Here is a 26,806-nt window from a genome sequence, read left to right as displayed (position 1 = left end):
GCCAAGTTTTTAGCAAAGGGGTTTTGGCGCCATAAACAACCAAAGCTGCGCATTCAGCAGGCTAAATGAACAGTGTTCGATCAAATTGCCCGCTTTTTCGCTTTGCCATTAACGGGCCAGCCGCTATCATAGGCGGCTGTTTTGCCGGGGCACAGATTGCCCTTCCTACAGCCCAAATGGAGCTACCGTGTCTACTGCCATTGGCCCCTATATTATCGACAACCCGGTAATTCTGGCGCCCATGGCCGGTGTCACCGACCGCCCCTTCCGCCAGCTGTGCCGAGAACTCGGCGCCGGTTTGGTGGTTTCGGAGATGGTGACCTCGGACACTCGCCTGTGGAACAGCCGCAAGTCCCGCTTGCGCCTGGATCACGGTGGCGAAGCGGCGCCCATATCGGTGCAGATCGCCGGCGGTGATCCTGAGATGATGGCGGAAGCCGCTCGGGAGAATGCTCGTCGCGGCGCGCAAATCATCGATATTAATATGGGTTGCCCGGCAAAAAAGGTGTGTAAGAAAGCAGCGGGCTCCGCCCTGCTGCGGGATGAAAAGCTGGTAGCGGATATTCTTCAAGCCGTGGTCCAGTCTGTTTCCGTCCCGGTGACGCTGAAGATCCGCACCGGCTGGTGCCCGGATTCCCGCAATGGCGTCACTGTAGCCAAAATGGCCGAGGATTCCGGGATCGCTGCACTGGCGGTTCACGGTCGCACTCGCGCCTGTGGCTACCACGGACAGGCTGAATTCGATACCATTGCCGAAATTGTATCCAGGGTAAAAATCCCGGTTTTTGCCAATGGCGACATCTGCAGTGCTGAGAGAGCCCGAGAGGTGCTCGATTACACTGGCGCATCGGCGGTCATGATTGGCCGTGCAGCACAGGGACGACCATGGATTTTTCGGGAAATAGCCCACTATCTCGCCACTGGCGAGCGGCTACCCGAACCGACATTGGATGAAGTCAGGAATATTTTGCTCGCCCATTTGGGCGAGCTACACCGATTCTACGGTGAAGTGATGGGGGTCCGTATCGCTCGCAAACATGTGAGCTGGTACTTGAAGACGCTCGCGGATAGCGAGTCCTTCCGCAAGACCTTTTTCCAAATAGAGAGTGCAGAAGTACAACATGCCAGCGTTCACGAGTGGTTTGAACGCCGAATAACGAGAGGGGCACAAGCGGCATGAACAACGAAGTATTAATTCCGGATACTGGCAATGAAGAAGTATCCTCCAGGGGACAGACTCAACTGGCACAGCCACAGCAGCAGTCCCTGCGCGATGCCGTCGAGCACGCAATGGAGAACTACTTCCGCCACCTGGATGGCCAGATGGTAACCGATGTCTACGACATGGTGCTGTCGGAGATCGAAGCGCCCATGCTCGAAGTGGTGATGAAGTACACCCGCCACAACCAGACCCGCGCCGCGCAATTACTGGGTCTCAACCGTGGCACCTTGCGCAAGAAGCTGAAGCGCTACGGCCTTCTGTAAGCTTCCCACCGAGCGAAATTTTGAAGGGGGATGAGGTAACTCATCCCCCTTCGCTATTTTCCCGGCAGCGTTTTTGTTGCCACAGTGGACAACCGCTAAAACCCTTTAAACATCCTTTTCGAAAACCAGTTGGATCAAGTGCAATGACAGACAAGGTTTCCATCCGCCGCGCTCTAATTAGTGTCTCTGACAAGAGTGGCATTGTAGAGTTCGCTCAACAGCTCTCCGCAATGGGGGTTGAGATTCTTTCCACCGGCGGAACCCACCGCCAGCTCAAGGAAGCGGGTATTCCCGTGGTAGAAGTTTCCGACTACACCGGCTTCCCCGAAATGATGGACGGCCGTGTCAAAACTCTGCACCCGAAAGTACACGGTGGCATTCTGGGGCGCCGTGGTACCGATGATGCCATCATGGGCGAGCACGGTATCACCCCGATCGATATGGTGGTGGTTAACCTCTACCCCTTCGCTCAAACCGTTGCCAAGCCCGACTGTTCCCTCGAAGACGCTATCGAGAACATCGATATCGGCGGCCCTACCATGGTTCGCGCTGCCGCCAAGAACTACAAAGATGTCACTATCGTGGTCAATGCCAGCGATTACGGCAATATCATCGAGGAGATGAAAGCTAACGATGGTGCCCTGAGCCACGCCAGCCGCTTTGATCTGGCGGTAAAAGCCTTCGAACACACTGCGGGCTACGACGGCGCTATTGCCAATTACCTGGGCGCCATTAAAGGCGAAGAAAAGCAGCTGTTCCCGCGCACCTACAACAGCCAATTTATCAAGAAACTGGATCTGCGCTACGGTGAGAACCCGCACCAGAAATCCGCTTTCTATACCGAAGCCAACCCAGCTGAGGCCAGTATTTCCACTGCCACCCAGCTGCAGGGCAAAGAGCTGTCCTACAACAATATCGCCGATACCGATGCCGCACTGGAGTGCGTTAAGTCCTTCGAGCAACCCGCCTGTGTGATCGTTAAACACGCCAACCCCTGTGGTGTGGCGATCGCTGAAGATATTCGCACGGCCTACGACCTGGCTTTCGCTACCGACAGCGAATCCGCCTTTGGCGGTATCATCGCTTTCAACCGGGAACTCGATGGCGCCACTGCCCGCGCTATCGTCGAGCGACAGTTTGTTGAAGTCATCATCGCACCGTCAGTCTCCGAAGAGGCCAAACAAGCCGTTGCCGAGAAGAAGAACCTGCGCCTGCTGGTATGCGGCCAGTGGAACAGCGAGCGTACCCCGGCGCTGGACTACAAGCGCGTTAATGGCGGCCTGCTGGTTCAGGACCGCGACGACGGCCTGATCACCGCTGCCGACCTGAAAGTGGTCTCCAAGCGCCAGCCCACTGAAGAGGAAATCCGCGATCTGCTGTTTACCTGGAAAGTGGCCAAGTTCGTAAAATCCAATGCCATCGTATACGGCAAAGACGGTCGCACTGTGGGCGTAGGCGCAGGCCAGATGAGCCGCGTAAACTCCGCGCGTATCGCCGCGATCAAGGCTGAGCACGCCGGCCTCGCCGTTGCAGGATCCGTTATGGCTTCCGATGCCTTCTTCCCCTTTCGCGACGGCATCGATAATGCTGCCGCTGTGGGAATCCAGGCGGTCATCCAGCCCGGCGGCTCCATGCGCGATGAAGAAGTGATCGCCGCAGCGGACGAGCACAATATGGCCATGGTATTTACCGGTATGCGCCACTTCCGCCACTAAGATTGTACGCCCGCAAATGCTTATTGCTGCGGGCTATGATCAACGGGCTGGGAAGTATCGATACTTCCCAGCCCGCACAAATCATTTGAATCCAGGGGCGAGACTCAGGCCCCAGAATCAATTCCACGTTAAACTAGCACACCTATAACCTGTGCAATGGACCGGATCGGTCGACTTAGGGGGATTTAAGAATGAACGTATTGGTTATCGGATCAGGTGGCCGCGAGCACGCCCTGGCGTGGAAAGCAGCGCAAAACCCAAATGTCGGCACCGTCTACGTTGCCCCGGGCAACGCCGGCACTGCCCGCGAACCCAAGCTGGAAAATATCGCAATCGGTGTGGATAACTTCGCCGCCCTGGCAGATTTCGCTGAGGAAAACGGCGTAGAACTAACTATTGTCGGCCCGGAAGCACCGCTGGTAGAGGGTGTTGTCGATTTCTTTAATGCCCGTGGCCTCGCCATTTTTGGCCCCAGCAAAGGCGCCTCCCAACTGGAGGGCTCCAAAGCCTTTACCAAGGACTTTCTCGAGCGCCACAAAATCCCCACCGCTGCCTACCGCAATTTCACCGAAGTGGAGCCGGCGGTTGCCTACATTCGCGAGCGCGGCGCGCCCATCGTGGTTAAAGCCGACGGCTTGGCTGCGGGCAAGGGTGTAATCGTTGCCGAAACCGAAGAGCAGGCTGAGCTCGCTGTACGCGATATGCTGTCTGGAAACGCCTTTGGTGAAGCCGGCTGCCGCGTGGTTATCGAGGAGTTCCTCCAGGGTGAGGAAGCGAGCTTTATCGTGATGGTGGATGGTGAAAACATCCTGCCGATGGCCACCAGCCAGGATCACAAGCGCGTTGGCGATGGCGATACCGGCCCCAATACAGGCGGTATGGGTGCCTACTCCCCTGCACCAGTAGTGACTGACACCATTTACCAGCGCATTATGCAAGAAGTAATCGAACCCACCGTTAAAGGCCTGACCTCTGAGGGTACGCCCTACACCGGTTTCCTTTACGCCGGCCTGATGATCGACAGCGACGGTACTCCGAAGGTTATCGAGTACAACTGCCGCTTTGGCGATCCGGAAACCCAGCCAATTATGATTCGCCTGAAATCAGACCTGGTCGACCTGTGCATGGCTGCTCTGGACAAGAAACTGGACACTGTCACTGCTGAGTGGGATCCCCGCCCAGCCCTGGGTGTGGTACTTGCCGCGCACGGCTATCCCGGCAGCTACCGCAAGGGCGACGCCATCAGCGGCCTGGACAAAGCAGACGGTGACAACGCCAAGGTCTTCCACGCCGGTACCGCACTGGATGGTGAGCGCGTAGTCACCAATGGTGGCCGGGTGTTGTGCGCCACAGCATTAGGGGATACCGTCGCTGAAGCTCAGGATAATGCCTATGAATCAGCTCGGGCTATCTACTGGGACGGTGTATTCTTCCGGAAAGATATCGGCTACCGCGCTGTCGAAAGAGAAAAGGTTTCTGCAGAGCAGCAGGACTAACAGCTGGCATCGGCGGCCGCTCATCAGCGGTCGCCTTCCACAGGGAGCAGAATACTATGAGTAAACGCAGCCTCAACGGACTCGACCGCCTGTTAATTCAAGCGGATCGGGCTCTGCGCACCCTGAGTCCCGGTGAACCCTGCCACGGCCGGGCATCCCCGGCGAAGGGTGAAGCCGAGACAGACCTCACCGACAGCGAACGCAAACACGCCGCTGGCCTTATGCGGGTCAACCATAGCGGTGAAGTCTGCGCTCAGGCGCTCTACCAGGGCCAGGCCCTGACCGCCAAGCTGCCCGAGGTGCGGGGAGAAATGGAGCGCGCTGCCGATGAGGAGATCGACCATCTGGCCTGGTGTGAACAACGCTTGAAGGAATTGGACAGCCGCCCCAGCCTACTCAACCCGCTGTGGTATGGCATGTCCTTTGGGCTCGGCGCCGCCGCCGGGAAAATCAGCGACCGAATCAGCCTCGGTTTTGTGGCCGCTACGGAAGACCAGGTGTGTAAACATCTTGAGAGCCACCTCGAAAAGCTTCCCGCCGACGACAAGAGAAGCCGTGCGGTAGTGGAACAGATGTTAATTGACGAAGACGAGCACGCCCACGCCGCACTGGCCGCCGGTGGTGCCCGCTTCCCCGCTCCGGTAAAAGGAGTGATGTCTCTGGTATCCAAAGTAATGACTTCAGCCAGTTATAAAATCTGACCGTTACTCTTCACTCACTAAAACGACTTGGATTTTAGGGAGGTTACGCCCAGTATCCTCCCTTTCCTCCCAGCTAATTTCCTTTCAAGCTTCTTCAACGCTGTAGCTGTGCACAATCTCGACGCCCGCATTGCGCAACATGATGGAGCCTGAGCAGTATTTCTCTGCGGAGAGTTCCACTGCACGGGCAACATGGGATTCCTTCAATCCGCGACCGCGCACTACAAACTTCATTTCAATTCGCTCAAACGGCGATGGGGTTGTATCCGGGCGCACACCTTCCAGTTCACAATGACAGGAAATAATGTCTTGTCTCGCCTTCTGTAAAATACTCACCACATCGTAAGCCGCGCAGCCACCGACGCCCAGCAAAATCATTTCCATCGGGCGCACACCATTATTTGTGCGGCCGCCTTCCATCACTACCGAATTACCGCTGCCAGCTTCACCGACGAAGGTTAAATCATTTACCCAGGTTACTTTACCCTGCATCACTCCACTCCCATTAAAACTTCAGCGGCGAAGCTTAGCATATTGGCGAAGTCTATCCCGGCACCTGTATGTTTCCGGTATAGTGTCTGGTACGCCTCCGCGCGAAAGCCGAATGACGCACGATCAAATGCTTTTTCTATGAACGCATCGTGGTTTATGAAGTCCAAGCGACCCAGTGCCATAGTGTCACAGGTCACACTGCGGAACTTTGCCGCGGTCAGCCCCTGTTGGGGATTTTGTTTTCGCGCGATAATTCAATAGTGCTCAGCTGCTAAAGCCGGGATAGAGCACAAGACAAAAAATGAGGAATAAATCCGTGACGGTTGCTATCGAAGACCCCATGACTATCGGCAATATTGAAGACTTTCTGGCCCACTGCCACCGGCGTCGCTACCCGGCCAAGAGCACAATTATCTATGCTGGCGACCGCTGTGAATCCCTTTATTTCATTATGCGCGGTTCCGTTACAGTTCTGATTGAGGACGATGAAGGCCGCGAAATGATCGTTGCCTACCTCAACGACGGAGACTTTTTCGGTGAGATGGGCCTGTTCGATCAGGACACCCGCAGTGCCTGGGTCCGCACCAAAACCGAGTGTGAGGTGGCAGAAATCTCCTACACCAAGTTCCAGGAACTCACTCGCCAGCACCCAGAGTTTCTTTTTGCCCTGGCCACCCAAATGGCAGGCCGCCTGCGCAACACCACGCGCAAAGTTGGCGATCTCGCCTTCCTCGATGTGACCGGACGTGTCGCTCGCACCCTGCTCGATCTCTGCAATGAGCCGGATGCAATGACTCACCCCGAGGGCATGCAAATAAAAATCACCCGCCAGGAAATTGGCCGTATCGTCGGCTGCTCCCGGGAAATGGTGGGCCGCGTATTAAAAACCCTGGAAGAACAGGGCCTGGTTTCCGTTAAAGGTAAAACCATGGTGGTGTACGGTACCCGCTAGTAACCGAATAAATACACCGCATAAAAAAAGGGCGATTTTTACATCGCCCTTTTTTATTTCTGCTACTGGAGTAAGCGGTCAGTTAAACATTTCCATCAGTTTCCTGCCCGGCTCCTCCTCCCGCATAAAGGCCTCTCCCACCAGGAAAGCATTGACGTTATGACCGCGCATCGCCGCAACATCATCTGTGGTATGAATACCACTTTCCGTGACCACAAGACGGTCTTCGGGGATCAAGTCCAGTAACTTAAAGGTATTTTCCAGCTGCACATCGAAAGTGTGCAGATTGCGATTATTGATGCCGATTAAGCGGTTAGGTAATGCCAGGGCCCTCTCCAACTCCTTGTGGTTATGCACTTCCACCAAGACATCCAAACCCAACTCCAAAGCGAGCCCGTTGAGATCCGCCATCTGTGGATCTTCCAGGCAGGCTGCAATCAGCAAAATACAGTCGGCCCCAATCGCGCGAGCTTCATAGATTTGGTAGGGATCAACGGTAAAGTCCTTGCGCAGCACCGGTAGGCGTACGGCATCTCGGGCCTGCTGCAAGTAATTATCTGCGCCCTGAAAAAAGTCGACATCGGTTAGTACTGACAGACAAGCCGCGCCACCTTTTTCATAGCTGGTAGCAATTTCTGCAGGAAGGAAATCCTCGCGAATCACGCCTTTACTGGGAGAGGCTTTTTTAATTTCGGCAATTACTGCAGCCTCACCAGTGGAAATCTTGCGATCCACTGCATCGACAAAGCCTCTCGCCGGTTCCTGATCCCTGGCGCGAAGGCGAACTTCGTTGGTGGAGCACTCAGCCTTGCGCTCAGCAACCTCTTGCCACTTGCGCTCGACAATTGTTTTTAAAATGGTCGGTGTACTCACGATTGAATTTCCTCTGGGCGAAACGCACTGGTAAACGCGGCAAGATCGTTAATTTTCTCTCCGGCGAGACCGCTGTCGATAGCATCTTGTGCCATAGCGACACCTTGCTCTGCAGAGTGCGCAACGCCGCTGACATAAATTGCCAGGCCTGCGTTAAGCGCAATAATATCCGCGGCTTTTTGCCCCGCCTCAGTATTGCGCTTACCCAGCGCATCGCGAATCAGGGCCAGGGAATCCTCGGAACCAGAAACACTAAGATCAGAGAGGTCACGGCGCTGCAAGCCAAAGTCTTCAGGCTTGAGGGTATATTCCTGCAAGGCACCATCCTTTAATTCCACAGCAAAGGTATCCGCAGCAATACTGGCTTCATCGAGCCCGTCTTCACTATGTAAAATCAGCACATGCTCTGAACCGAGCTTTTGCAAAACTTCAGCCAACAGGCGGCAGTAGCGCTTGTCATACACACCGATTACTTTGCGCTTTACTCCCGCCGGATTTGTCATCGGCCCGAGTAAATTGAAGATGGTACGCAGTCCCAGCGCCTTGCGCGATGGGCCAACGTGGCGCATCGCATTGTGAAAGCTGGGCGCAAACATAAAGCCAATACCGATAGTCTCTACGCAACGCGCCATCTGCGAGGGACTCAATTCCAAAAATACGCCGGCGTGCTCAAGCAGGTCCGCAGAACCACTACTGGACGACACGGAGCGATTGCCATGCTTGGCTACCTTAGCTCCGGCAGCAGCGGCCACAAAGCTGCTCGCACTGGACACGTTAAACAGATTGGCGCCATCGCCGCCGGTGCCGACAATATCAACTGTGTTTTCCAGGTCGAGCTCAACCTTTACCGCCAGCTCACGCATGGTTTCCACTGCGCCGACAATTTCATCGACTGTCTCACCGCGTATACGCAGTGCTATAAGGAGTGCGCCTATCTGTGACTCCAGCGCTTCGCCATGCATAATCTGGCCCACGGTTTCGCGCATTTCTTCACGAGTAAGGTGTTCGCCATCCACCAGTTTGGCAATGGCCTGTTGAATATTCATTTTTCCCCCTTTGCCCCACTCTGGTTATTGATTCTGGCGGGACCTGCCCGCCGCGCACTTGTTCTTCCGGCCCTCAAGACTCGATAAAGTTTCTCAACATATCGTGACCGTGCATGGTGAGAATTGACTCAGGATGAAATTGCACCCCTTCTACTGCTAATTCCCGGTGCTTCACGCCCATGATCTCGTCAATTTCACCATCCTCTGTCTCAGTCCAGGCAGTGATCTCCAGGCATTCCGGTAAACTGCTTTTCTCCACTACCAGTGAGTGATAGCGAGTCGCCTCAAATGGGTTGGACAAACCGTGGAACACCCCCAAGTTGTTGTGCACTATAGGGGATGTTTTGCCGTGCATAACCTGCCGGGCACGAACTACCCTGCCACCGAAGACCTGGCCAATACTCTGGTGCCCCAAACAAATACCCAAAATAGGGATACTGCCGGCAAAACGGCGAATGGTATCGAGAGAAATACCCGCCTCATTGGGAGTACAGGGACCCGGCGAAATCACGATTTTCTCTGGCGCCATTGCCTCGACTTCATCTAGGGTAATTTCGTCGTTGCGTTTCACCACCACTTTTGCACCCAGCTCTTCCAGGTACTGCACTACATTCCAGGTAAAGGAGTCGTAGTTATCGATCATTAAAATCATTGCGCGGCCCCCTTAGCCTCTGGTTGATAAGTGGATTCTTCCATTCTTTTTTGCAGGCGTGCGAGAGAGGCCTGGGTCGCGCGGAGTTCGCGCAGGATTTCGGTCTGGCTTGGAGGCAGACACATTTCATCCATACGTCGCAATTTGGCCTCTTCCAGGTTATTCAAGACTACACCGATAAAGAGGTTAATCATTACGAACGCCCCCATGACCACAAAGCTGACGAAGTAAAGCCAGGCCCAAGGCATCGAATCCATCGCGGTATACATAATATCCGTCCAGTCCTCGAAGGTGACAATGCGGAATAAACTCAAAAATGCGATGGGTAAAGTGCGCCAGTGAGTTGGATCAATATCGTGAAATAGGAAATAACCCGCTACACCATAGATATAGAAAATGATGCTCATCAACAAAGCAATGTGCATCATGCTTGGCAAACTGCGCAAAAGCGTGTCCACCAGTGTGCGGAGTTCCGGGAATGCAGACACCAGCCGCAAAACCCTTAATACCCGCACCAAGCGCGCCAGGGTAGCTAGCGGCCCTGTAGCAGGAATCAAACTCAGTGCAATAATAGTAAAATCAAAGCAATTCCAACCACTGGCAAAGTAACGCCAGGGACGGGCCCCATGGGCAAAAATTTTAACCAGCGCCTCAATAACAAATGAGGCGAGAATCAGTTGATTAATAGCGCCCAGCAGCGTACCAAAGCGCTCCGTCACCCAAGTGGAAGTCTCTAACCCAACAGCGACGGCATTGAGCAGAATCATTCCGATAATGATTTGGTTAAATAACGGCGCTGCGACAACTCGCTCGCAGCGTTCAGCCAGGGTCAACTTTTGAGAAATACTAACTTCGCTCATCTTGCTCGATCTTTAAAGGGTCACTACTCTTACTACTCTTGGCCAGCGCCATACCGGCAGCGCGGAAAAGCGCTCGGGCCTTATTCATTGTTTCATTCCACTCTGACTGCGGATCGGAGTCCGCCACCAGGCCAGCTCCCGCCTGCACATATAGTCGGCCATCCTTGATAACTGCTGTACGAATGGCGATAGCGGTATCCATATTGCCATTCCAAGCCAGGTAGCCAACCGCCCCACCGTAAATGCCACGCTTTTCTGGCTCCAGCTCATCGATAATTTCCATAGCGCGAATCTTGGGGGCGCCCGACAGGGTACCAGCCGGCAGTGCCGCGCGCAGAGCGTCCATGGCGGTGAGGCCCGGCTTTAACCGGCCGACAACATTGGAGGTGATATGCATCACGTGGGAATAGCGCTCGACAAACATTTGGTCGGTGACTTTAACACTGCCAGTATCAGCCACCCTGCCGATATCATTGCGCCCCAGGTCAATCAGCATCAGATGTTCGGCGAGTTCTTTGGGATCTGCCAACAGCTCTTCCTCCAGGGCAAGATCCTCCTCCTCAGTGGCTCCCCGATGGCGGGTTCCCGCCAGAGGTCGCACAGTCATTTCTCCCTCTTCTAAATGCACCAAAATTTCTGGGCTGGAGCCCACTACATGGTGGTCACCCAGATCGAGGAAATACATATACGGCGAAGGGTTCAAACTGCGTAAAGCACGGTAAAAATTGAGTGGCGGCGCATCGAAAGGCGCAGACAGGCGCTGGGAGGGCACCACCTGCATCACATCACCGGCAAGCACATACTCTTTAACCCGGTCTACTGCGCGCTTAAAGTTGTCCTCGCCAAAGTGGGATTGGAATTCGCTCTCATCAATGCCGCGCCCATGCAAATCGAGGGGCACAGTATCCGGCAGCGGTTGCGCTAACTGGCCAACCAATTGGTCCAGGCGCTGCTGGGCTTTTTCATAGGCTGCTTCTTCAGCGGTATTTGCGTGGACAATCAGAATTACCGCACCGGCAAGATTGTCAAAAACCACCAATTCATCGCTGACCATCAACAGGATATCCGGGTTACCCAGGGTATCCGGCGGAGTACTGGCGGCCAGACGCGGTTCGATATAGCGCACGCAGTCATAGCCAAAATAGCCCACCAGCCCGCCGTTAAAACGGGGCAGATCCGCTAATTCAGGCACCTGATAGCGCTGCTGAAACTGTTCAACAAACTCCAGAGGGTCGGCGGCGCTGTGGCTCTCTACAACCTCACCATCAGTTTCCACGGTGATGTCAGTGCCCTTAACCCTGAGCAAAGTCCGCGCAGGTAAACCAATAATGGAATAGCGCCCCCATTTCTCCCCGCCCTGAACCGATTCCAGCAAATAGCTGTAACGGCCTCCGGCCAGTTTCAAATAGGTGGACAGTGGCGTTTCAATATCCGCCAGTACGCGCCTTACCAGGGGGATACGGTTATAACCCTCAGACGCAAGTTGAGCGTATTCAGTAGGGGTCATGGAGACTCCGATCAATTTTTCATTCTTTATGATTGGCGCCAGAGTATAAGCAGCGCCCACGGGAAAGGTGCCTCAATCGCCAAACTCGATTGGGCCTCAGCAGGTCAGTGGCGCCATCGCCAACTGTTTGTCAGGGAGAAAGAGTGGTTCACGGAAATTCCCTCAGTGCAGGCGCACAAGTTAACAAATCCCGTCTATGGCGGGCAAGAGATTGCCCGCCAGTTTTGTAAATTAAGCCAAACTCTTACGCATAGCTGCAATCACTTCAGCGTAGTCCGGAGTATTGAATATGGCAGACCCAGCGACAAAGGTATCTGCTCCAGCTGCAGCAATTTCGGCAATATTGTCGCGATTCACACCGCCGTCGATCTCAAGGCGAATATCAAACCCAGACTCATCAATCAACTTGCGGGCTTCTTTTAACTTGGTCAGGGTATTGGGGATAAACTTCTGCCCACCAAAGCCCGGGTTCACCGACATCAGCAGGATCATATCCAGCTTATCCATTACATACTTGGCCGCATCGAGGCCACTGGCTGGATTGAACACCAGCCCGGCTTTACAGCCGAGACTGCGGATCAATTGTAGGGAGCGGTCCGGGTGACGAGAGGCTTCTGGGTGGAACGTAATATAGGTAGCTCCGGCATCGGCGAACATGCGAATCATTTCATCCACCGGCTCCACCATCAGGTGCACATCAATCGGAGCCCCAACACCGTGTTTGCGCAGGGCCTGGCATACCATAGGGCCAATCGTGAGATTTGGCACATAGTGATTGTCCATCACATCAAAATGCACCCAGTCCGCTCCGGCTGCCAAAACATTGTCCACTTCCTCACCCAAACGTGCGAAATCTGCGGAGAGAATAGAGGGGGCGATCTTGTAATCTGACATCAAAATATCCTTTGGTAACTCAACTTTCGCCAGTCAGTCGGCGATCTAAATTTTCCAGGCGCTCGGGGGTTCCCACATCGCACCAGTCCCCCTCATAGAGTTCAGCTTGTAGCTTATCCTCATTAAAGATGAACACTTCCCCAAGCCCGAAGCACTCGCGGCGCTTAGGGTATTCGGTGAGAGTTTCAGCTCTCAGCCAGCTAATACCCGCAAAGGTATAGCGGGGCTTGGCTGTACCCGACAGCAAGCCGCCCTCTATGCCAAAATCTCCATCGGGGTTATGGGGAGGATTAGGGACCATCAAAAGGCGTCCAGGGCAAGACTCCGGCAGCGGCCTCTCGATCCATTGCGACAGGTCATAGTCACACCAGACATCACCATTAACCACTAGAAATGATGAGTCGCCGATCAGTGGCAGCGCCTTGAGAATCCCACCGGCAGTTTCCAGTGGCTCCTCCTCATGCTCAACGGAGTAGTGAATATCTAACCCCCAGCGGGAACCAGAACCGAGCTGCTGACGAATTTTGGGTCCCAAGTAGCCCAGGTTAATCACGACCTTTTGCACACCAATAGCTGCCAAGCGCTCAATTGCATATTCAATCAGGGGCTTACCGGCAATCGGCAACAGAGGCTTTGGAGTTTGGTCCGTCAGTGGGCGCATACGGCGCCCAAAACCTGCTGCCAATACCATGGCGGTCAAAGGGGAATTCTCTTTGGGTTTGCTCATTAATTTAATCTGTACAGTTTTCGTACGGCCTACTTCGGCTGGTCACCGGCACAGCGGTAATCGGTGTACCAGGGCAAAGGCTCTATCTGCGGCAGCAAGGTGCCACTGAACCAATCGGTAAACGGCTTCAGCTCTGGGTAGCGCTCAGCGGTTTCCAAAACATAGCGAATCACCAACGGCAGGTGCTGTAAGTATCCCTGTTTCCCATCACGCAGACTGAGGCGTGGGAACAGACCCAGCACTTTAATATGACGCTGTAACCCCATCCAGTCGAACCAACGAAGATAAAGTTGTGGGTCCACAGGCTGCATAACACCCGCCGCTTCAGCGGTCGCGACGTAAGCCAGCACCCAGCGCTCTACCCGCTCGCGGGGCCAACGGATATAGCAATCTTTGAGCAGAGACACCAGATCGTAGGTGGCGGGCCCCCACACTGCGTCTTGAAAATCGACAATCCCCGGCCTTTCCCCGTCGCGGATCATCAGGTTGCGACTGTGGTAATCCCGGTGAACAATAGTGTGAGGCTGTTCCTCCGCACTGTTAAGCAGCAATTCAAAGGTTTGCTCCAGCAGCTTTTCTTCCCGCTCTGAAAGCTGGTAGCCAAGTAGCTCTCGCACCAGCCACTCAGGCATAACCTGCATTTCCTTAAGAAGTAGTTCCCGACTATAAGCTGGGAATAATTGTTCCTCAAAAGGGATTTGCTGCAGGCATAAAAGTTCACTCATTACCTCTGCGTAGAGTCCCTCAACACTGTCGCTGTTGAGCACGCTATACAATTGGGTATCCCCCAAATCTTCCAGCAGCAGGTACCCCTCTGCGGTGTCTGCAGCAACCACCATCGGCGTATGGATACCGTTGCGGCGTAAGTAATCGGCCAAAGCCACAAAGCGGGCGGGGTTAGTCAATTGGGGGGGAGTATCTACCGCTATCAGTGACGGCTCGGTTAGAGTGCGAAAATAACGGCGAAATCCAGCATCTCCCGCCAGGCTCGATAAATCAGCCGTAGCCTCCATACCCAGGGCAACGCCAACCCACTCACTCAAGGCATTGCGTCTGGGATCGGAGTCGATCTCGCACCCTTGCTCAACTTCACTGCTCGATCTTAGGCTCATCTTATATTCCAACTGTTACTAGCTGCATTTTAACCCCGAGCCTCTCTGCGTCCAGAGACGCCATCACTATTTATTGGAGCCCCTACTTTGCCTCAGCTAAAAACAGAACACGAGTTCCAGGTAATTTGCGTTTCGAAGCTGAGCCTCTAGCTGTAACATTACGACTTCAGTACGGCTATTAACCACATCTACATTCAAGTAGAATCGGGCGATGATTTTGCGCGCCCCGGCTCGAAAGCTGTCGCACGTATCCATCGATAAAGAAACACTAAAAGATAGCTGGAACATATCGTTTGATGCTTGAAGTCTCCCGGTGGCGTCGCCTCGCTCTGGCGATTGCTAATAACTCCCAAGCCCGCTCCATCGCTCTCGGTCTGATCGCTGCTCAGCCCTTGTGGGCGCAAGCCAATCAGGGCGAACCGTATCCTGATCCCGACTACAACCCCTATTTGTACTTGGACTGGTTGCCCCGCTCTGAGCTAACCCCGGAGGAGCTAGCCAATTTACCGGCGGTGTGCTCTGGCGCCTTTGTGGCGCCTCCGCGCAACTATCCCGGTTCTGACCTGCCCCCTGGGGAAGCCCCGCTCAGAGCAACTGCTGAGAAATCCCAGTGGCTGGAAGATGGTTCAGCCGAGCTGAGCGGGAATGTACATATTACCCAGGGTTACCGACAGCTCTTCGCCGACCAGGTCAAACTGAATCGCCCGGAAAATATCGCCACTTTAGATGGTGCGATTGAGCTTCGGGAGCCCGGTTTGCTGATCCGTGGTTCCTCCGCCGAAGTTCACACCGAAAGCGAAGCGGCTTCTGTTGAGGATGCCACCTATGTGGTGCACGATGCTTTTATCCACGGCGGGGCCGAGCTGGTTGCGCGTCAAACCAGTGGTGAATTGACCCTGACCGAAGGGACATATACCCGCTGTGAACCCGGTCGTGAGTTCTGGCAACTCACGGGCCGCGAGATCAATATTGATGAAGTAGAAAGCCAGGGTACTGCACGAGATGTGCGCCTGAAGATTCTGGACGTACCTGTCTTATACCTGCCGTATTTCCGCTTTCCTGTGGGCGATGCACGCATGTCCGGCTTCCTGTTTCCCACACTCAGCAACAGCGACAAGAATGGCTGGGACCTCGCCATTCCCTACTACTGGAATATTGCCCCGCAGATGGACGCCACCATTTCCCCGCGTTACATCCAATACCGCGGAGCCGGGCTGGAGGTAGAGTTCAGGCACCTGGCAGAAATGTTTAGTACGGAAATCCGTCTTGCCGATCTGCCCGACGACAATGGCGGCAATAATGACCTTGCACAGGACCTGATTGATGAAGGCTTCCCTGAGGACCTGGTTCTCCCCTACAAAGGTGAGGACCGCTGGCTGATCAGTTTGGAGCAGCAAGGCGGCTACAGCGGAAGTGTCTGGCGTACCGATATCGACTACACCAAGGTCAGCGACCCAGACTATTTCCGTGATTTAAGCACGGCCAACCTCGATATCAATGCTGAAACCCGAGTTAGCCAGAAAGTACAGGGGCTACTGCGCAGCGAGCACTGGCAGGCAACGCTGCGTACCCAGGACTATCAGGTACTGGAAAATGACGCCTTCGATACATTTGCCCAATACCCTCGTTTGGATATAGACGGGGATTACCGCTGGGATGACTGGCTGCTAACCATGCAGAACGAAGTCACCAGCTGGGAGCACAGTGACACACAAACCATAAGGTTTATCGAAGACACCGATGACCCCGATAGTGTCACTACTCGAACACGGGACTTTATTACCGCAGATCGGCTGCGCCTCGACTATGAATTCTACTGGGATAAAGAGTGGCTCTGGGGATATTTTAAACCGGGAATAGCTGGTCGCTATCTCGCTTACAGTGTGAGCGATCTGTATTTACCTGAGGATGCAGACGATACCCCGGATGCGGCTGCCGCCCAGTTCATTTTGGATACAGGGCTCTACTTTGAGCGCGATAGCCACCTATTTAACCGCGACTTTATCCAGACACTGGAACCACGACTGTTTACCCTGGTTAGCAGCAATGCTGATCAGAGTGATTTCTTTGATATCAGTGATGATGCCGATGATATAGACCCAAATAGTAACAACCTGCTATACGACACGTCACTTTACACTTTCAGTTACGACCAATTGTTCCGCGATAGCCGGTTTACTGGTAATGACCGAATCGACGATGCGGACAGACTTGCCCTTGGCCTGACAACCCGCTTTATTGACCCTGTAAGTGGCCGCGACCTTTTCTCAGCCAGTGTCGGGCAGATCTACTACTCCAGTGACAGGCAAATCGGCCGCACCTCTTACATTGAGGATACCCAACGGTCAGAGCTAGCTGCACGAATCGAGAGTCGCCCTTTCGAATCCCTGCGCCTGGGGACTGAGTTGGTCTATGAAGATAGTGAGCACAATATTAATCGCGGTAATTTCAGCCTGCGCTATCTTGACGACGACTACCGAATCTTTAATTTAAGCTATTACTACGAGCGCCCAGACTCGACGGATGACGATGATGAGGACGAAGATGAAGATGAAACCGTGAGTCAACTAAATGCCTCAACTGTCCTCCCACTTGGTACTCATACCTCACTCATGGCTGGTGCCAGCTATGATCTTACTTTGAATCGGGAACTGGAATACCTGGCAGGTATCGAATATGACGACTGCTGCTACCGTACCCGACTGGTGTGGCGACGCACACTGGACAATGATCTCGCAGGGGTTGTATCTGCTGAGGACCTTGAGTACGACGAGGGTATCTATCTTGAAGTCGAACTCAAAGGATTAGCAGGCTTTGGTTCAACCGTGACAGAAATGCTGACCCAGGGGATTGCCAACTTTGATCAGAGAGAAGAGCTGAAACAGTGATGAGAATAATTAAGAAGTTCGTACCAAAACTAGGCCTGGCACCCGTACTGGCGGCTGGCGCTCTGATCGCCGCTACTGCCACCGCACAAGTCAGAAACCTTGACCGAGTAGTCGCCGTTGTTGACGACGATGTTGTAATGGCCAGTGAATTGACCCAGCGCATGAACACCATCGCCAGCCAAATCCAAGCACAACAGGTACAGGCTCCCCCTATAGATGTTTTGCGCCGTCAGGTCCTCGAACAACTGATTATCGAGCGTTTGCAACTGCAAATGGCCTCTCGCGCAGGTGTCACCGTCTCCGAATCTGAACTAGACCAAGCTATCGCCCGCGTCCAGCAAAATGCCGGAGTCAGCCCCGAAACTTTCCGCCAGCGTCTGCTCGCTGACGGTATGAGCATGAAGAGCTTTCGTCAGCAAATTCGCCAGGAACTGATGATTCGCCGGGTCGAGCAAGGCAGCGTTAACCGCCGGATCCAGATTACCGACCAGGATATCGATAACTTCCTGCGCTCCAAAGAGGGGGAGTTTTGGAAGTCCCCTCAATTTGAGCTGGGCCATATCCTGATACCCGTAAGTTCCAGCGCTCCCAGCAGCGAAGTTAGCCAGGCACGGGAGAAGGCTGAAGACCTAGCTAAACAGGCCAAAGAAGGCGCTGACTTCCGCCGCCTGGCAATCGCTAACTCTGCCGGCCAGAATGCCCTCTCCGGTGGTGACCTGGGTTGGCGCAAGACCGTCGAGCTTCCAACTCTTTTTGCTGATGCCCTCACCGACTTAAAAGCCGGCGATGTTACCGAGCCTTTCCGCAGTGATGCAGGCTTTCACCTGTTAAAGATTCACGCACAGAAAGGTGCTAGTGAGCAGTTGGTAGAACAGACAAAAGTTCGCCATATCCTGCTTAAACCATCCGCTATTCTTACCGACGACCAAGCTTACAATAAGCTGATTGAGCTACGTGAAGAGGCCATGGCCAGCGATAACTTTAGCGAGCTCGCGCGCGAAAACTCAGAGGATATAGGTTCTATGCTATCCGGTGGCGATCTTGGCTGGTCTATGCCCGGGCAGTTTGTACCGGAGTTTACCCAGGCTATGGATGCAACTGAGATTGGCAGCATTAGCCTGCCTTTCCGCAGCCAGTTCGGCTGGCATATCCTGCAGGTTGAAGATCGGCGCAAACAGGATATGACCGACAAATATATCCGCAATCAGGCAGCCAATTTGCTGCGCAACCGCCGCTATGAAGAAGAACTGCAAAACTGGCGACGTGAGATTCGCGACCAGGCATACGTTGAGATTAAATTGCCGGACTCTGAGACCACCGAGGACTCAGGAAACCAATAGTAAGCCGCTTTTTCAGCGGGAAAGACCGGGCCCAGTGCCCGGTTTTTTTTTGTAGCTACAGGAAAGTTATATAGCAATGGCTCCTAAAATTGCCTTCACCCCCGGAGAACCTGCAGGTATTGGCCCTGAGCTCGCTGTGAAGATCGCACAAGAGAGTTCTCCAGCACAGATTGTCGCAATTGCTGATCCCCTGCTACTGACAGAGACCGCTGCGGCATTGGGGTTGCCTCTTCAGCTCCTTCCTCTGTCCACAGCAGGCACAGAGGGGACACCTGCCGGTGCTCTCTACATACTACCGGTCTCCATACCCGAGCCTGCTAAACCCGGCTTACTGAATGCAGTCAATGCACCCTATGTATTGGAAACTCTTACAGTTGCGGCAGAGGGTTGCCTGGCCGGCCAGTTTGATGCCGTGGTTACAGGGCCCGTGCACAAGGGCATTATCAATGATGCCGGCACTCCATTTAGTGGCCATACAGAGTTCTTTGCTGAAAAAGCCGGAGTTGAGCGTGTCGTTATGATGCTAGCAGCAGAGGACCTTCGAGTTGCTCTAGTGACAACTCACCTGCCCCTCAAAGATGTGAGCGCTGCTATCACCCCCCCGCTTCTAGAGCAGATTATTACCATCCTCGACGCCAGTTTGCGGGAACATTTCTGCATCTCCAATCCTCGTATTAGCGTTTGCGGCCTCAACCCCCATGCTGGAGAAGGGGGACACTTAGGCCATGAGGAAATAGAAATAATTGAACCCACACTTGAACACTTGCGCCACCAAGGTATATCACTGAAAGGTCCACTTCCCGCAGACACTCTTTTTACCCCGCCGCATTTGTCGGAATGTGACGCCGTTTTAGCTATGTATCACGATCAGGGGCTTCCAGTGTTAAAATTCAAGGGTTTTGGCCACGCCGTCAATATCACTTTGGGGCTACCTTTTATCCGCACTTCAGTAGACCACGGCACAGCTCTCAATATCGCGGGCACAGGCATTGCAGACTGCGGCAGCCTCAAAGCCGCACTGTCTCAGGCTGTGGCGATAGCTAAAATGCGCAGTTCCTAACCAGTGCCTAAAACTTGTTTGGAGCAAGAGTGAACCATGCCCTCACCACGTGAGCGCAGTGAAAGGCCCTAAAGGGTATCCAACTGAAATGCTCACTAGCACCCCAAGGCTTAACCGCAAAATTAATCATCCAGGTTACAGATATATCAATGGATAACTTCTTTCAACACAAAGCCCGCAAACGCTTTGGACAAAACTTTCTCGTCGATGAAAATATTATCGAGCGCATTGTTCGTGCAGTAGGCCCTAAAGAATCAGATACGCTAGTGGAAATTGGCCCGGGTCAAGGGGCAATTACAGAATTACTACTAAAACGGTGCCCATCTCTAACCGCTGTCGAACTGGATCGCGACCTGATTCCGATGCTGGAATTTAAATTCAGGGAATACCCGGAATTCAGCATCATTGAAAAGGACGCATTAAAATTTGACTTTGGCACCTTTGCTGGAGATAAGCAGCTACGCATCGTCGGTAACCTTCCATATAACATATCCACACCGCTACTGTTCCATCTGCTCAGTTTTCGCGGGCAAGTCCAGGATATGCATTTTATGCTGCAGAAAGAGGTGGTAGACCGGCTCAGCGCAACGCCTTCGACTAAATCTTATGGGCGACTTAGCGTGATGGTTCAATATTACTGTCGCGTACAGGGCCTGTTCCCTGTCCCTCCGCAGTCTTTCCGGCCCGCCCCTAAGGTGGATTCTGCCATCGTGAGATTGGTTCCCTACAGCACTCTGCCATTTACCGCAAAAGATGAAGGATTATTGGAAAGAATCGTCAATATAGCCTTCCAGCAGCGCCGTAAGACCCTGCGCAATGCTTTAAAACCCCTATTCCCGGATCTCGACCCCGAGCTGCTACCCATTGATGCCGGCCGCCGACCAGAAACCTTAAGCGTCGAGGACTTTGTTAAGCTAGCCGACTACTGTACAAACTTGCAACAACAATAATTATTTTTCATATTTTTGGGGGAAATCTTGGCAACTTACGCCATCGGAGATATTCAAGGATGCTTTGCAGCTTTTCAAAGCCTTCTCAAGAAAATCAATTTTAGTGCTGACCGTGACAAACTCTGGCTTGCCGGAGACTTGGTTCACCGGGGTGAGGATAGCCTGAGCACCCTTCGCTATCTCTATGAGCACCGCCAGCAGGTTACAGCAGTGTTGGGCAACCATGATCTCCATTTACTGGCGATCGCCCATGGCGCTAAATCTCTGTCTGAAAAAGAGCACGACCTTGCCAAGGTTTTAAAAGCAAAAGATTCTGATAAGTTACTGGAGTGGCTACAAAGCCTACCCCTTCTAGTACATAAGAAGGGGTACACCATGGTGCATGCGGGTATCCCTCCCATTTGGAGCGTTACTAAAGCGCAAAAGCTCGCCACTGAAGTGCATGAGGCCCTCGCCGACGAAGCTATGGCAAAGGCATTTTTTTATGGCATGTACGGTAATGAGCCACACTGTTGGGATGATCATTTGATCGGCATCGAACGCCTGCGGTCCATTACCAATTACTTCACAAGAATGCGATTTTGTAAGGCTGATGGCACTCTGGATCTAATCAATAAAAAGGGGGTCCAGGCCTCTCACGGTGAATACCAGCCATGGTTTAGCTTTCCCAATCGAAAAACCAGAAATGACAAGGTTATTTTTGGGCATTGGGCTGCCCTGGAAGGCCGCGCAGATACTGAGAATATCTATGCCCTAGACACAGGTTGCGTTTGGGGAGGGTACCTGACTGCAATGCGATTAAGTGATGAAGAATTTTTTTGTACAGACTGCAGCTTATAAAAATCACTTCGCCCTGAAGCCTAAAAGAAGAATTTAAACCGACCGAATCTAAAAAAATAAACTGACAGTTATCACCTGGGAGTGTAACTGTCAGTTTACCTAGCTTGAATAACCTTATAAGCCATAAGTTAATTGATCCAAAGCAACTCCTACACTCGACGGTTTCCCATCAAGTAAAAGCTCAATAGAGTTAACAAGTTCCGCTGCTCCTTCCCTCTGGCTGAGAAGCACCAAGAAAGTATCAGCGCCTTTTTCTCCGCCGCCCTCGACCTCTTGACGAAAACTGCTCCACATTGAAAAAATATTTGACGGATCAGCATTTTCACTTTGCAGAAACAGGTCAATTGCTCGATGTATGAGCAGACCACAGCTATAATACAGATCAAACCTGCCCCGGTTAGCAGCCTCAACCAAAGGAATCTCTTTTACACCTTTTGTGCAACTTTCCTTAAAAGCCTTAATTTTATTAGAGACATATTTTGATGACTCGGGATACAAATCTAATAAAGCCAGCGCTGCCAACCAATCCGCATTCCCTTCATGTAACCACGATTCATTTACATCACCATACAACCCTGTTTCACTACCCTGCTGGTATAAATGTGCGACCTCATGAGCAAAAAACCAAATGGTTTCATTAATAAAGTTAGGGCCGGAAAATTTCCCATCAAGTTCATTCATATTCCAATGCATAAAAATCTGATGTGACAAGGTCCCCCCCTGCCAAGAGTTATCATCGACATTCGCATATGATGCATACAAAGCAGGCTTTGCTCCACTTAGTGCCCCAAGCCTTTGCTCAAAATAACTCATTAACCTGGGAATATCTGATTCTAAAGACAATCTCAATTTTTCCGGCAAACCTTTATCAATAACAGCTACAACACTAACTGTATTTATAGGTTCTTGAGTTCCAACATAGACCATCATTCCATTATCACGATCAATCCAGCTGGCTGTCCGATCATTTATCTTCCCGTTAATAATCATATGCTCACCTGGGGGAACCTGCATAGTTACTCGCCAGGCTTTTGCTTTATAATCACAGTTGTCAATACAAGCAAAAAAGCGGCCCGTATATATCAGGCTTCCACCATCTGAATAGGGGGAGAAAGGTGCATAGTCTTTGGGAAGAGATATATAGCTAGACGTCAAAAAAATTTCAATGTGTTCGAATGAACTTCTATCTTTTCTAACCAGAAACTCTTCACCTTCCATAGAAACTAATTCAAATTCTGGTGACACAGGCTTCCAGCGTTTTATACGAGAGGCATCCGGGTTACGCACAAAGCTAATCCGGCTTGCCGGCCTATCCACTTGATAGGTAAGCTTCCAGAGCTTATCGCCCTGCTTCTCAATCGTGATATCCACCCCAGATATATCTTCAGCTAAAGCTGAAAAACTAGTTAAAACTAACAGTAAAAACTGAATATATTTCAATCTTAACTCCTTTTAGATTGAGAAAAATAAATAAAAATTGAAGTAATAAATGCTTCCATATATTGATAACTATCAATACAGAGTTATACATACAACCAGACAGACAAATAGTTCTTATTCTTCGCTAATCATAAACATTCAAGTCAATCAACAGGATTGTATCTATCGGTAGCTTAATGGCCCCTTAACGCAGGTACTGATGATATAATTTTATTTAGAACATGAAAGAAACTCATTACCTGCAATATCCGCATGGAGCTGCGCAAGCAATGAGCATTATCAGGTTGATAGAAAAACCTAATCCTCTGTGAGGCAAAAAATAGGATCAAATTTCCTTAACTTAATTTTGCCTAATCTGCACTGTACCCTTTAGGATTTTTATACTGCCAACGCCAGGTATCTTTCACCATACGCACTAAATCATACTCAGCTTTCCACCCCAGCTCTGTTTCAGCCAGCTCTGGATCTGCGTAACACTCTGCAATATCTCCGGGTCTCCGAGGAGCAATGTTATAGGGAATTTCCTTCCCGCTGACACTCTCGAAAGCACGAACGACTTGTAAAACAGAACTGCCCTGTCCCGTCCCCAGATTATGGGTATAACAACCCTCAGAAATTTCTTCTTTACATATTAAGTTTAGCGCCGCCAAGTGTCCGCGAGCCAAATCAACTACATGTATATAATCTCGAACTCCAGTACCATCGACGGTATCATAATCACCGCCAAAAACCTGTAGCTGCTCCAATCTACCTACTGCCACTTGGGAAACATAGGGTAGTAAGTTATTGGGGATACCACTGGGATCTTCACCAATAGTCCCACTTTCATGGGCCCCAATCGGATTGAAGTAACGCAACAAGCTCACTTTCCACTGGCTGTTCGGCGCAGCACAAAGATCTCGCAACATGTTTTCCACAATCAACTTACTTGAGCCATAGGGGTTGGTTGCGCCAGTAGGAAAATCTTCTTTAATTGGTACTGTTTCAGGATCACCATAGACCGTTGCCGACGAACTGAAGATCAGGCGGTGAACTCCAAACTCCTCCATCACCTCACATAAAGTTAAGGTCCCAGCTACATTATTCTGGTAATAGCGCAGAGGCTGCGCAACAGATTCACCAACTGCTTTCAACCCCGCGAAGTGAATTACGGCGTCAATCTTATGATCAGAGAATACTTTGCGTAAACCTTCCTTATCACTAATATCCAGATGGTGAAAAGGGATATCTTTGCCAGCAATTAACTCGACCCTCCGTAGGGCTTCCTCACTGCTATTCGATAGGTTATCCGCAACTACAGGCTCTAAGCCGGCAGCAAGCAACTCGATACAGGTATGACTGCCAATATATCCGGCACCTCCAGTCACCAAAATCGCCATTTATGTTCCTCAATATTTCTCTAATACCCAATATGGGCTGTAGTAAAGCGTAAAACAGCCGCTCAATTCAACCTATATAAGTGACATTCCACTGTCTCATTCAAAGGGAAAGCTATGCTGGAAAAGCTGGAGAGCATTCAACACTTACTCCAGCAAAGAACAAGGTTCACAACGGCAATAACGATAGTGCTTCACGCCAAGCGTATCCCAAACACGATCTGGACTTTACAGCTCATACATCGCTCGTCCCATTTGGGCAAGAGAAGCCAAGGGCGTACGACATCCTAACCAAAGCAGGGAACTGAGCTAATTCCAGTAGGCTACAGGGAGGTAGACACCATGACAATTTTCAATCACTACTTGGAAAGATACGAATCTATCCAGGACGAGGAACTCAGTATTCAGGAATACCTGGAGCTGTGTAAGACAGACCGCAGTGCCTATGCGTCACCAGCTGAGAGGATGCTGATGGCCATTGGCGAGGCCGAACTGGTAGACACCTCACGGGACCCGCGCCTGTCACGTATTTTCTGTAATAAGGTTATTAAGCGATACAAGGCCTTCAGTGAATTCTATGGTATGGAGGAAGCCATAGAACAAATTGTCTCTTTCTTCCGACATGCCGCACAGGGTCTGGAAGAGAAGAAGCAAATCCTGTACTTGCTAGGTCCTGTTGGTGGCGGAAAGTCATCCCTTGCAGAGCGGCTAAAAGCCTTGATGGAGCAGGTGCCCATCTATGCAATTAAGGGATCTCCAGTATTTGAATCTCCCTTGAGCCTTTTCTCTCCTACTGAGGACGGCCGCATCCTTGAAGAGGACTACGGAATTGCACGTCGATACGTTAACACTATTATGTCTCCCTGGTCCGTTAAGCGATTGCATGAATTTAAAGGGGACATCAGTAAATTCCGTGTCGTAAAAATTCGTCCTTCTATTCTCGATCAAGTTGCCATCTCAAAAACAGAGCCCGGTGATGAAAATAACCAGGATATTTCATCACTAGTTGGCAAGATCGACATTCGTAAGCTTGAGGATTTCCCCCAGAATGACCCTGATGCCTATAGCTTTTCTGGTAGTTTATGTAGGGCCAACCAGGGACTGATGGAGTTTGTCGAGATGTTCAAAGCCCCTATCAAGGTGCTTCACCCTCTACTAACTGCAACACAAGAAGGAAATTACAACAGTACAGAGGGATTGGGGTCAATTCCGTTCAACGGTACAATCCTCGCTCATTCCAATGAATCAGAATGGCAATCCTTCCGCAATAATCGCAACAATGAGGCTTTCCTGGATCGTATTTATATCGTCAAGGTGCCCTACTGCGTAAGAGTGCAGGAAGAAATACGAATCTATCAGAAACTGCTAGAAAATAGCTCCTTGTCAAAAGCGCCCTGTGCACCAGACACCCTGCGGATGTTGGCGCAATTTTCTGTATTATCGAGAGTTAAAAACCCTGAGAACTCCAGCCTTTATTCAAAGATGCGTATCTATGACGGTGAAAACCTAAAGGATACCGACCCCAAAGCAAAAACCATTCAGGAATACAGAGATAATGCAGGGGTAGATGAAGGCATGAACGGACTATCCACCCGTTTCTCCTTTAAGATCCTCTCAAAAGTTTTTAATTTCGATGCTACTGAGGTGGCGGCAAATCCAGTCCACCTACTCTATGTTCTGGAACAGCAAATAGAGCAGGAGCAATTTCCACCAGAAGTGCAAGAGACTTACCTTGGGTTTATCAAGGAATATTTAGCTCCAAGGTACGTAGAATTTATCGGCAAGGAAATCCAAACAGCTTACCTGGAATCCTACGCTGAATATGGCCAAAACTTGTTTGATCGCTATGTCACTTACGCCGATTTTTGGATACAGGACCAGGAGTATCGCGACCCAGAAACCGGTGAAATACTTGATCGCGGCGCCCTTAATGAAGAGCTTGAAAAGACAGAAAAACCTGCAGGAATTTCCAATCCGAAAGATTTCCGCAATGAAATAGTCAATTTTGTGCTCCGCGCCAGGGCTAACAATCAAGGAAAAAATCCCGACTGGAGATCTTACGAAAAATTACGTGCCGTTATCGAGAAAAAAATGTTCTCCAATACGGAAGATCTTCTGCCAGTTATATCCTTTAATACCAAGGCGTCAGCAGATGATAAACGCAAACATGCAGACTTCGTTGCACGTATGGTTGAACGCGGCTATACCGAGAAGCAGGTTAGACTGTTATCCGAATGGTATCTACGTGTGAGAAAATCTCAGTAATAAGGCTTTCCTCAAGTAAGGTCACAGGAAAAACACGAGGAAGCCAAACCCGGATACTGATTAGATCATTAACTTTTAGTGAGCACTTGAGTGATTTCACAGCATCTCATCGGGACCCTCAATAGCTCGCTATAG

The 26,806-nt window shown here is 51.5% G+C and carries 23 protein-coding genes; 12 read left to right on the top strand and 11 right to left on the bottom strand.

Features of this window, described 5'->3' with window-relative positions:
• Window positions 1-241 precede the first annotated feature (241 nt).
• The 5 genes from dusB (at window position 242) to coq7 (ending at window position 5,397) form a co-directional block, all read left to right on the top strand.
• Window positions 242-1,180, top strand: coding sequence for a tRNA dihydrouridine synthase DusB (gene dusB, locus ACJJI1_RS10115; protein ID WP_444959379.1), 939 nt, complete (start codon window positions 242-244; stop codon window positions 1,178-1,180).
• Window positions 1,177-1,485, top strand: a complete 309-nt coding sequence (fis, locus tag ACJJI1_RS10110; RefSeq protein WP_020411495.1) for a DNA-binding transcriptional regulator Fis — start codon at window positions 1,177-1,179, stop codon at window positions 1,483-1,485. Before dusB ends, fis begins: the two co-directional genes overlap by 4 nt.
• 143 nt (window positions 1,486-1,628) lie before the next feature.
• Complete coding sequence (purH, locus tag ACJJI1_RS10105) at window positions 1,629-3,200, top strand: bifunctional phosphoribosylaminoimidazolecarboxamide formyltransferase/IMP cyclohydrolase (RefSeq protein ID WP_444959256.1); 1,572 nt, start codon at window positions 1,629-1,631, stop codon at window positions 3,198-3,200.
• Window positions 3,201-3,391: 191 nt separating this feature from the next.
• On the top strand, window positions 3,392-4,696 hold the full coding sequence (gene purD / locus ACJJI1_RS10100) for a phosphoribosylamine--glycine ligase (RefSeq protein WP_444959255.1): 1,305 nt from the start codon (window positions 3,392-3,394) through the stop codon (window positions 4,694-4,696).
• A 56-nt stretch (window positions 4,697-4,752) separates the two neighbouring features.
• Window positions 4,753-5,397 (top strand): 2-polyprenyl-3-methyl-6-methoxy-1,4-benzoquinone monooxygenase, encoded by a 645-nt coding sequence (gene coq7 / locus ACJJI1_RS10095; RefSeq protein WP_444959254.1) that lies wholly within the window; start codon window positions 4,753-4,755, stop codon window positions 5,395-5,397.
• Window positions 5,398-5,481: 84 nt separating this feature from the next.
• Here the strand turns inward: coq7 and ACJJI1_RS10090 are convergent, their stop codons facing one another.
• Window positions 5,482-5,889, bottom strand: coding sequence for an OsmC family protein (locus tag ACJJI1_RS10090; RefSeq protein WP_282934442.1), 408 nt, complete (start codon window positions 5,887-5,889; stop codon window positions 5,482-5,484).
• A 301-nt stretch (window positions 5,890-6,190) separates the two neighbouring features.
• Between ACJJI1_RS10090 and crp the strand changes: the two genes are divergently transcribed.
• Window positions 6,191-6,841, top strand: a complete 651-nt coding sequence (gene crp / locus ACJJI1_RS10085; protein ID WP_051089460.1) for a cAMP-activated global transcriptional regulator CRP — start codon at window positions 6,191-6,193, stop codon at window positions 6,839-6,841.
• Window positions 6,842-6,919: 78 nt separating this feature from the next.
• Here the strand turns inward: crp and trpC are convergent, their stop codons facing one another.
• From trpC to ACJJI1_RS10045, 8 genes are all read right to left on the bottom strand, one after another.
• On the bottom strand, window positions 6,920-7,717 hold the full coding sequence (gene trpC / locus ACJJI1_RS10080) for an indole-3-glycerol phosphate synthase TrpC (RefSeq protein ID WP_444959378.1): 798 nt from the start codon (window positions 7,715-7,717) through the stop codon (window positions 6,920-6,922).
• Window positions 7,711-8,760, bottom strand: a complete 1,050-nt coding sequence (gene trpD / locus ACJJI1_RS10075; RefSeq protein WP_444959253.1) for an anthranilate phosphoribosyltransferase — start codon at window positions 8,758-8,760, stop codon at window positions 7,711-7,713. The genes trpC and trpD overlap by 7 nt, the downstream gene beginning before the upstream one ends.
• Before the next feature lie 73 nt (window positions 8,761-8,833).
• On the bottom strand, window positions 8,834-9,412 hold the full coding sequence (locus ACJJI1_RS10070; protein WP_444912048.1) for an anthranilate synthase component II: 579 nt from the start codon (window positions 9,410-9,412) through the stop codon (window positions 8,834-8,836).
• A complete protein-coding gene (locus tag ACJJI1_RS10065; protein WP_444895314.1) occupies window positions 9,409-10,272 on the bottom strand; it encodes an ion transporter in 864 nt (287 codons plus the stop codon). Before ACJJI1_RS10065 ends, ACJJI1_RS10070 begins: the two co-directional genes overlap by 4 nt.
• A complete protein-coding gene (trpE, locus tag ACJJI1_RS10060; protein WP_444959252.1) occupies window positions 10,259-11,779 on the bottom strand; it encodes an anthranilate synthase component I in 1,521 nt (506 codons plus the stop codon). Before trpE ends, ACJJI1_RS10065 begins: the two co-directional genes overlap by 14 nt.
• A gap of 231 nt (window positions 11,780-12,010) precedes the next feature.
• Complete coding sequence (rpe, locus tag ACJJI1_RS10055) at window positions 12,011-12,673, bottom strand: ribulose-phosphate 3-epimerase (protein WP_444959251.1); 663 nt, start codon at window positions 12,671-12,673, stop codon at window positions 12,011-12,013.
• 19 nt (window positions 12,674-12,692) lie between these two features.
• Window positions 12,693-13,400, bottom strand: coding sequence for a nucleotidyltransferase family protein (locus ACJJI1_RS10050; protein WP_444959250.1), 708 nt, complete (start codon window positions 13,398-13,400; stop codon window positions 12,693-12,695).
• A gap of 29 nt (window positions 13,401-13,429) precedes the next feature.
• Complete coding sequence (locus tag ACJJI1_RS10045; protein WP_444959249.1) at window positions 13,430-14,512, bottom strand: aminoglycoside phosphotransferase family protein; 1,083 nt, start codon at window positions 14,510-14,512, stop codon at window positions 13,430-13,432.
• Window positions 14,513-14,808: 296 nt separating this feature from the next.
• Here ACJJI1_RS10045 and ACJJI1_RS10040 point away from each other — a divergent pair, with 296 nt between their 5' ends.
• From ACJJI1_RS10040 to ACJJI1_RS10020, 5 genes are all read left to right on the top strand, one after another.
• Window positions 14,809-17,400 (top strand): LPS-assembly protein LptD, encoded by a 2,592-nt coding sequence (locus ACJJI1_RS10040; protein ID WP_444959248.1) that lies wholly within the window; start codon window positions 14,809-14,811, stop codon window positions 17,398-17,400.
• Window positions 17,400-18,740, top strand: a complete 1,341-nt coding sequence (locus ACJJI1_RS10035; RefSeq protein WP_444959377.1) for a peptidylprolyl isomerase — start codon at window positions 17,400-17,402, stop codon at window positions 18,738-18,740. The genes ACJJI1_RS10040 and ACJJI1_RS10035 overlap by 1 nt, the downstream gene beginning before the upstream one ends.
• Window positions 18,741-18,816: 76 nt before the next feature.
• Window positions 18,817-19,800: a 4-hydroxythreonine-4-phosphate dehydrogenase PdxA gene (pdxA, locus tag ACJJI1_RS10030; protein ID WP_444959247.1), complete on the top strand. Its 984-nt coding sequence runs from the start codon at window positions 18,817-18,819 to the stop codon at window positions 19,798-19,800.
• Window positions 19,801-19,949: 149 nt separating this feature from the next.
• Window positions 19,950-20,750 (top strand): 16S rRNA (adenine(1518)-N(6)/adenine(1519)-N(6))-dimethyltransferase RsmA, encoded by an 801-nt coding sequence (rsmA, locus tag ACJJI1_RS10025; protein ID WP_444914861.1) that lies wholly within the window; start codon window positions 19,950-19,952, stop codon window positions 20,748-20,750.
• Window positions 20,751-20,777: 27 nt separating this feature from the next.
• Window positions 20,778-21,590 carry a symmetrical bis(5'-nucleosyl)-tetraphosphatase gene (locus ACJJI1_RS10020; protein WP_444959246.1) on the top strand — a complete coding sequence of 271 codons (813 nt, stop codon included), beginning with the start codon at window positions 20,778-20,780 and terminating at the stop codon, window positions 21,588-21,590.
• Window positions 21,591-21,704: 114 nt separating this feature from the next.
• On the opposite strand, the gene ACJJI1_RS10015 is transcribed toward ACJJI1_RS10020, so the two are convergent.
• A complete protein-coding gene (locus ACJJI1_RS10015) occupies window positions 21,705-23,030 on the bottom strand; it encodes a M1 aminopeptidase family protein (protein WP_444959245.1) in 1,326 nt (441 codons plus the stop codon).
• A 350-nt stretch (window positions 23,031-23,380) separates the two neighbouring features.
• Entirely contained in the window at window positions 23,381-24,409 is a 1,029-nt protein-coding gene (gene galE / locus ACJJI1_RS10010) for a UDP-glucose 4-epimerase GalE (RefSeq protein WP_444959244.1), read from the bottom strand.
• A gap of 339 nt (window positions 24,410-24,748) precedes the next feature.
• Here galE and ACJJI1_RS10005 point away from each other — a divergent pair, with 339 nt between their 5' ends.
• Entirely contained in the window at window positions 24,749-26,671 is a 1,923-nt protein-coding gene (locus ACJJI1_RS10005) for a PrkA family serine protein kinase (RefSeq protein WP_413664238.1), read from the top strand.
• Window positions 26,672-26,806: the final 135 nt, after the last annotated feature.

It is taken from the genome of Microbulbifer maximicatervae (SeqCode) (assembly GCF_052467065.1).
Note: the sequence above shows the minus strand (reverse complement) of the source record. Positions and strands in the feature narration are given on the sequence as shown.

Coding starts and splice junctions, on each gene's coding strand:
- dusB (WP_444959379.1), top strand. CDS start 242: ATGGCCGGTGTCACCGACCGCCCCTTCCGCCAGCTGTGCCGAGAACTC.
- fis (WP_020411495.1), top strand. CDS start 1,177: ATGAACAACGAAGTATTAATTCCGGATACTGGCAATGAAGAAGTATCC.
- purH (WP_444959256.1), top strand. CDS start 1,629: ATGACAGACAAGGTTTCCATCCGCCGCGCTCTAATTAGTGTCTCTGAC.
- purD (WP_444959255.1), top strand. CDS start 3,392: ATGAACGTATTGGTTATCGGATCAGGTGGCCGCGAGCACGCCCTGGCG.
- coq7 (WP_444959254.1), top strand. CDS start 4,753: ATGAGTAAACGCAGCCTCAACGGACTCGACCGCCTGTTAATTCAAGCG.
- ACJJI1_RS10090 (WP_282934442.1), bottom strand. CDS start 5,889: ATGCAGGGTAAAGTAACCTGGGTAAATGATTTAACCTTCGTCGGTGAA.
- crp (WP_051089460.1), top strand. CDS start 6,191: ATGAGGAATAAATCCGTGACGGTTGCTATCGAAGACCCCATGACTATC.
- trpD (WP_444959253.1), bottom strand. CDS start 8,760: ATGAATATTCAACAGGCCATTGCCAAACTGGTGGATGGCGAACACCTT.
- ACJJI1_RS10070 (WP_444912048.1), bottom strand. CDS start 9,412: ATGATTTTAATGATCGATAACTACGACTCCTTTACCTGGAATGTAGTG.
- ACJJI1_RS10065 (WP_444895314.1), bottom strand. CDS start 10,272: ATGAGCGAAGTTAGTATTTCTCAAAAGTTGACCCTGGCTGAACGCTGC.
- trpE (WP_444959252.1), bottom strand. CDS start 11,779: ATGACCCCTACTGAATACGCTCAACTTGCGTCTGAGGGTTATAACCGT.
- rpe (WP_444959251.1), bottom strand. CDS start 12,673: ATGTCAGATTACAAGATCGCCCCCTCTATTCTCTCCGCAGATTTCGCA.
- ACJJI1_RS10050 (WP_444959250.1), bottom strand. CDS start 13,400: ATGAGCAAACCCAAAGAGAATTCCCCTTTGACCGCCATGGTATTGGCA.
- ACJJI1_RS10045 (WP_444959249.1), bottom strand. CDS start 14,512: ATGAGCCTAAGATCGAGCAGTGAAGTTGAGCAAGGGTGCGAGATCGAC.
- ACJJI1_RS10040 (WP_444959248.1), top strand. CDS start 14,809: ATGCTTGAAGTCTCCCGGTGGCGTCGCCTCGCTCTGGCGATTGCTAAT.
- ACJJI1_RS10035 (WP_444959377.1), top strand. CDS start 17,400: ATGAGAATAATTAAGAAGTTCGTACCAAAACTAGGCCTGGCACCCGTA.
- pdxA (WP_444959247.1), top strand. CDS start 18,817: ATGGCTCCTAAAATTGCCTTCACCCCCGGAGAACCTGCAGGTATTGGC.
- rsmA (WP_444914861.1), top strand. CDS start 19,950: ATGGATAACTTCTTTCAACACAAAGCCCGCAAACGCTTTGGACAAAAC.
- galE (WP_444959244.1), bottom strand. CDS start 24,409: ATGGCGATTTTGGTGACTGGAGGTGCCGGATATATTGGCAGTCATACC.
- ACJJI1_RS10005 (WP_413664238.1), top strand. CDS start 24,749: ATGACAATTTTCAATCACTACTTGGAAAGATACGAATCTATCCAGGAC.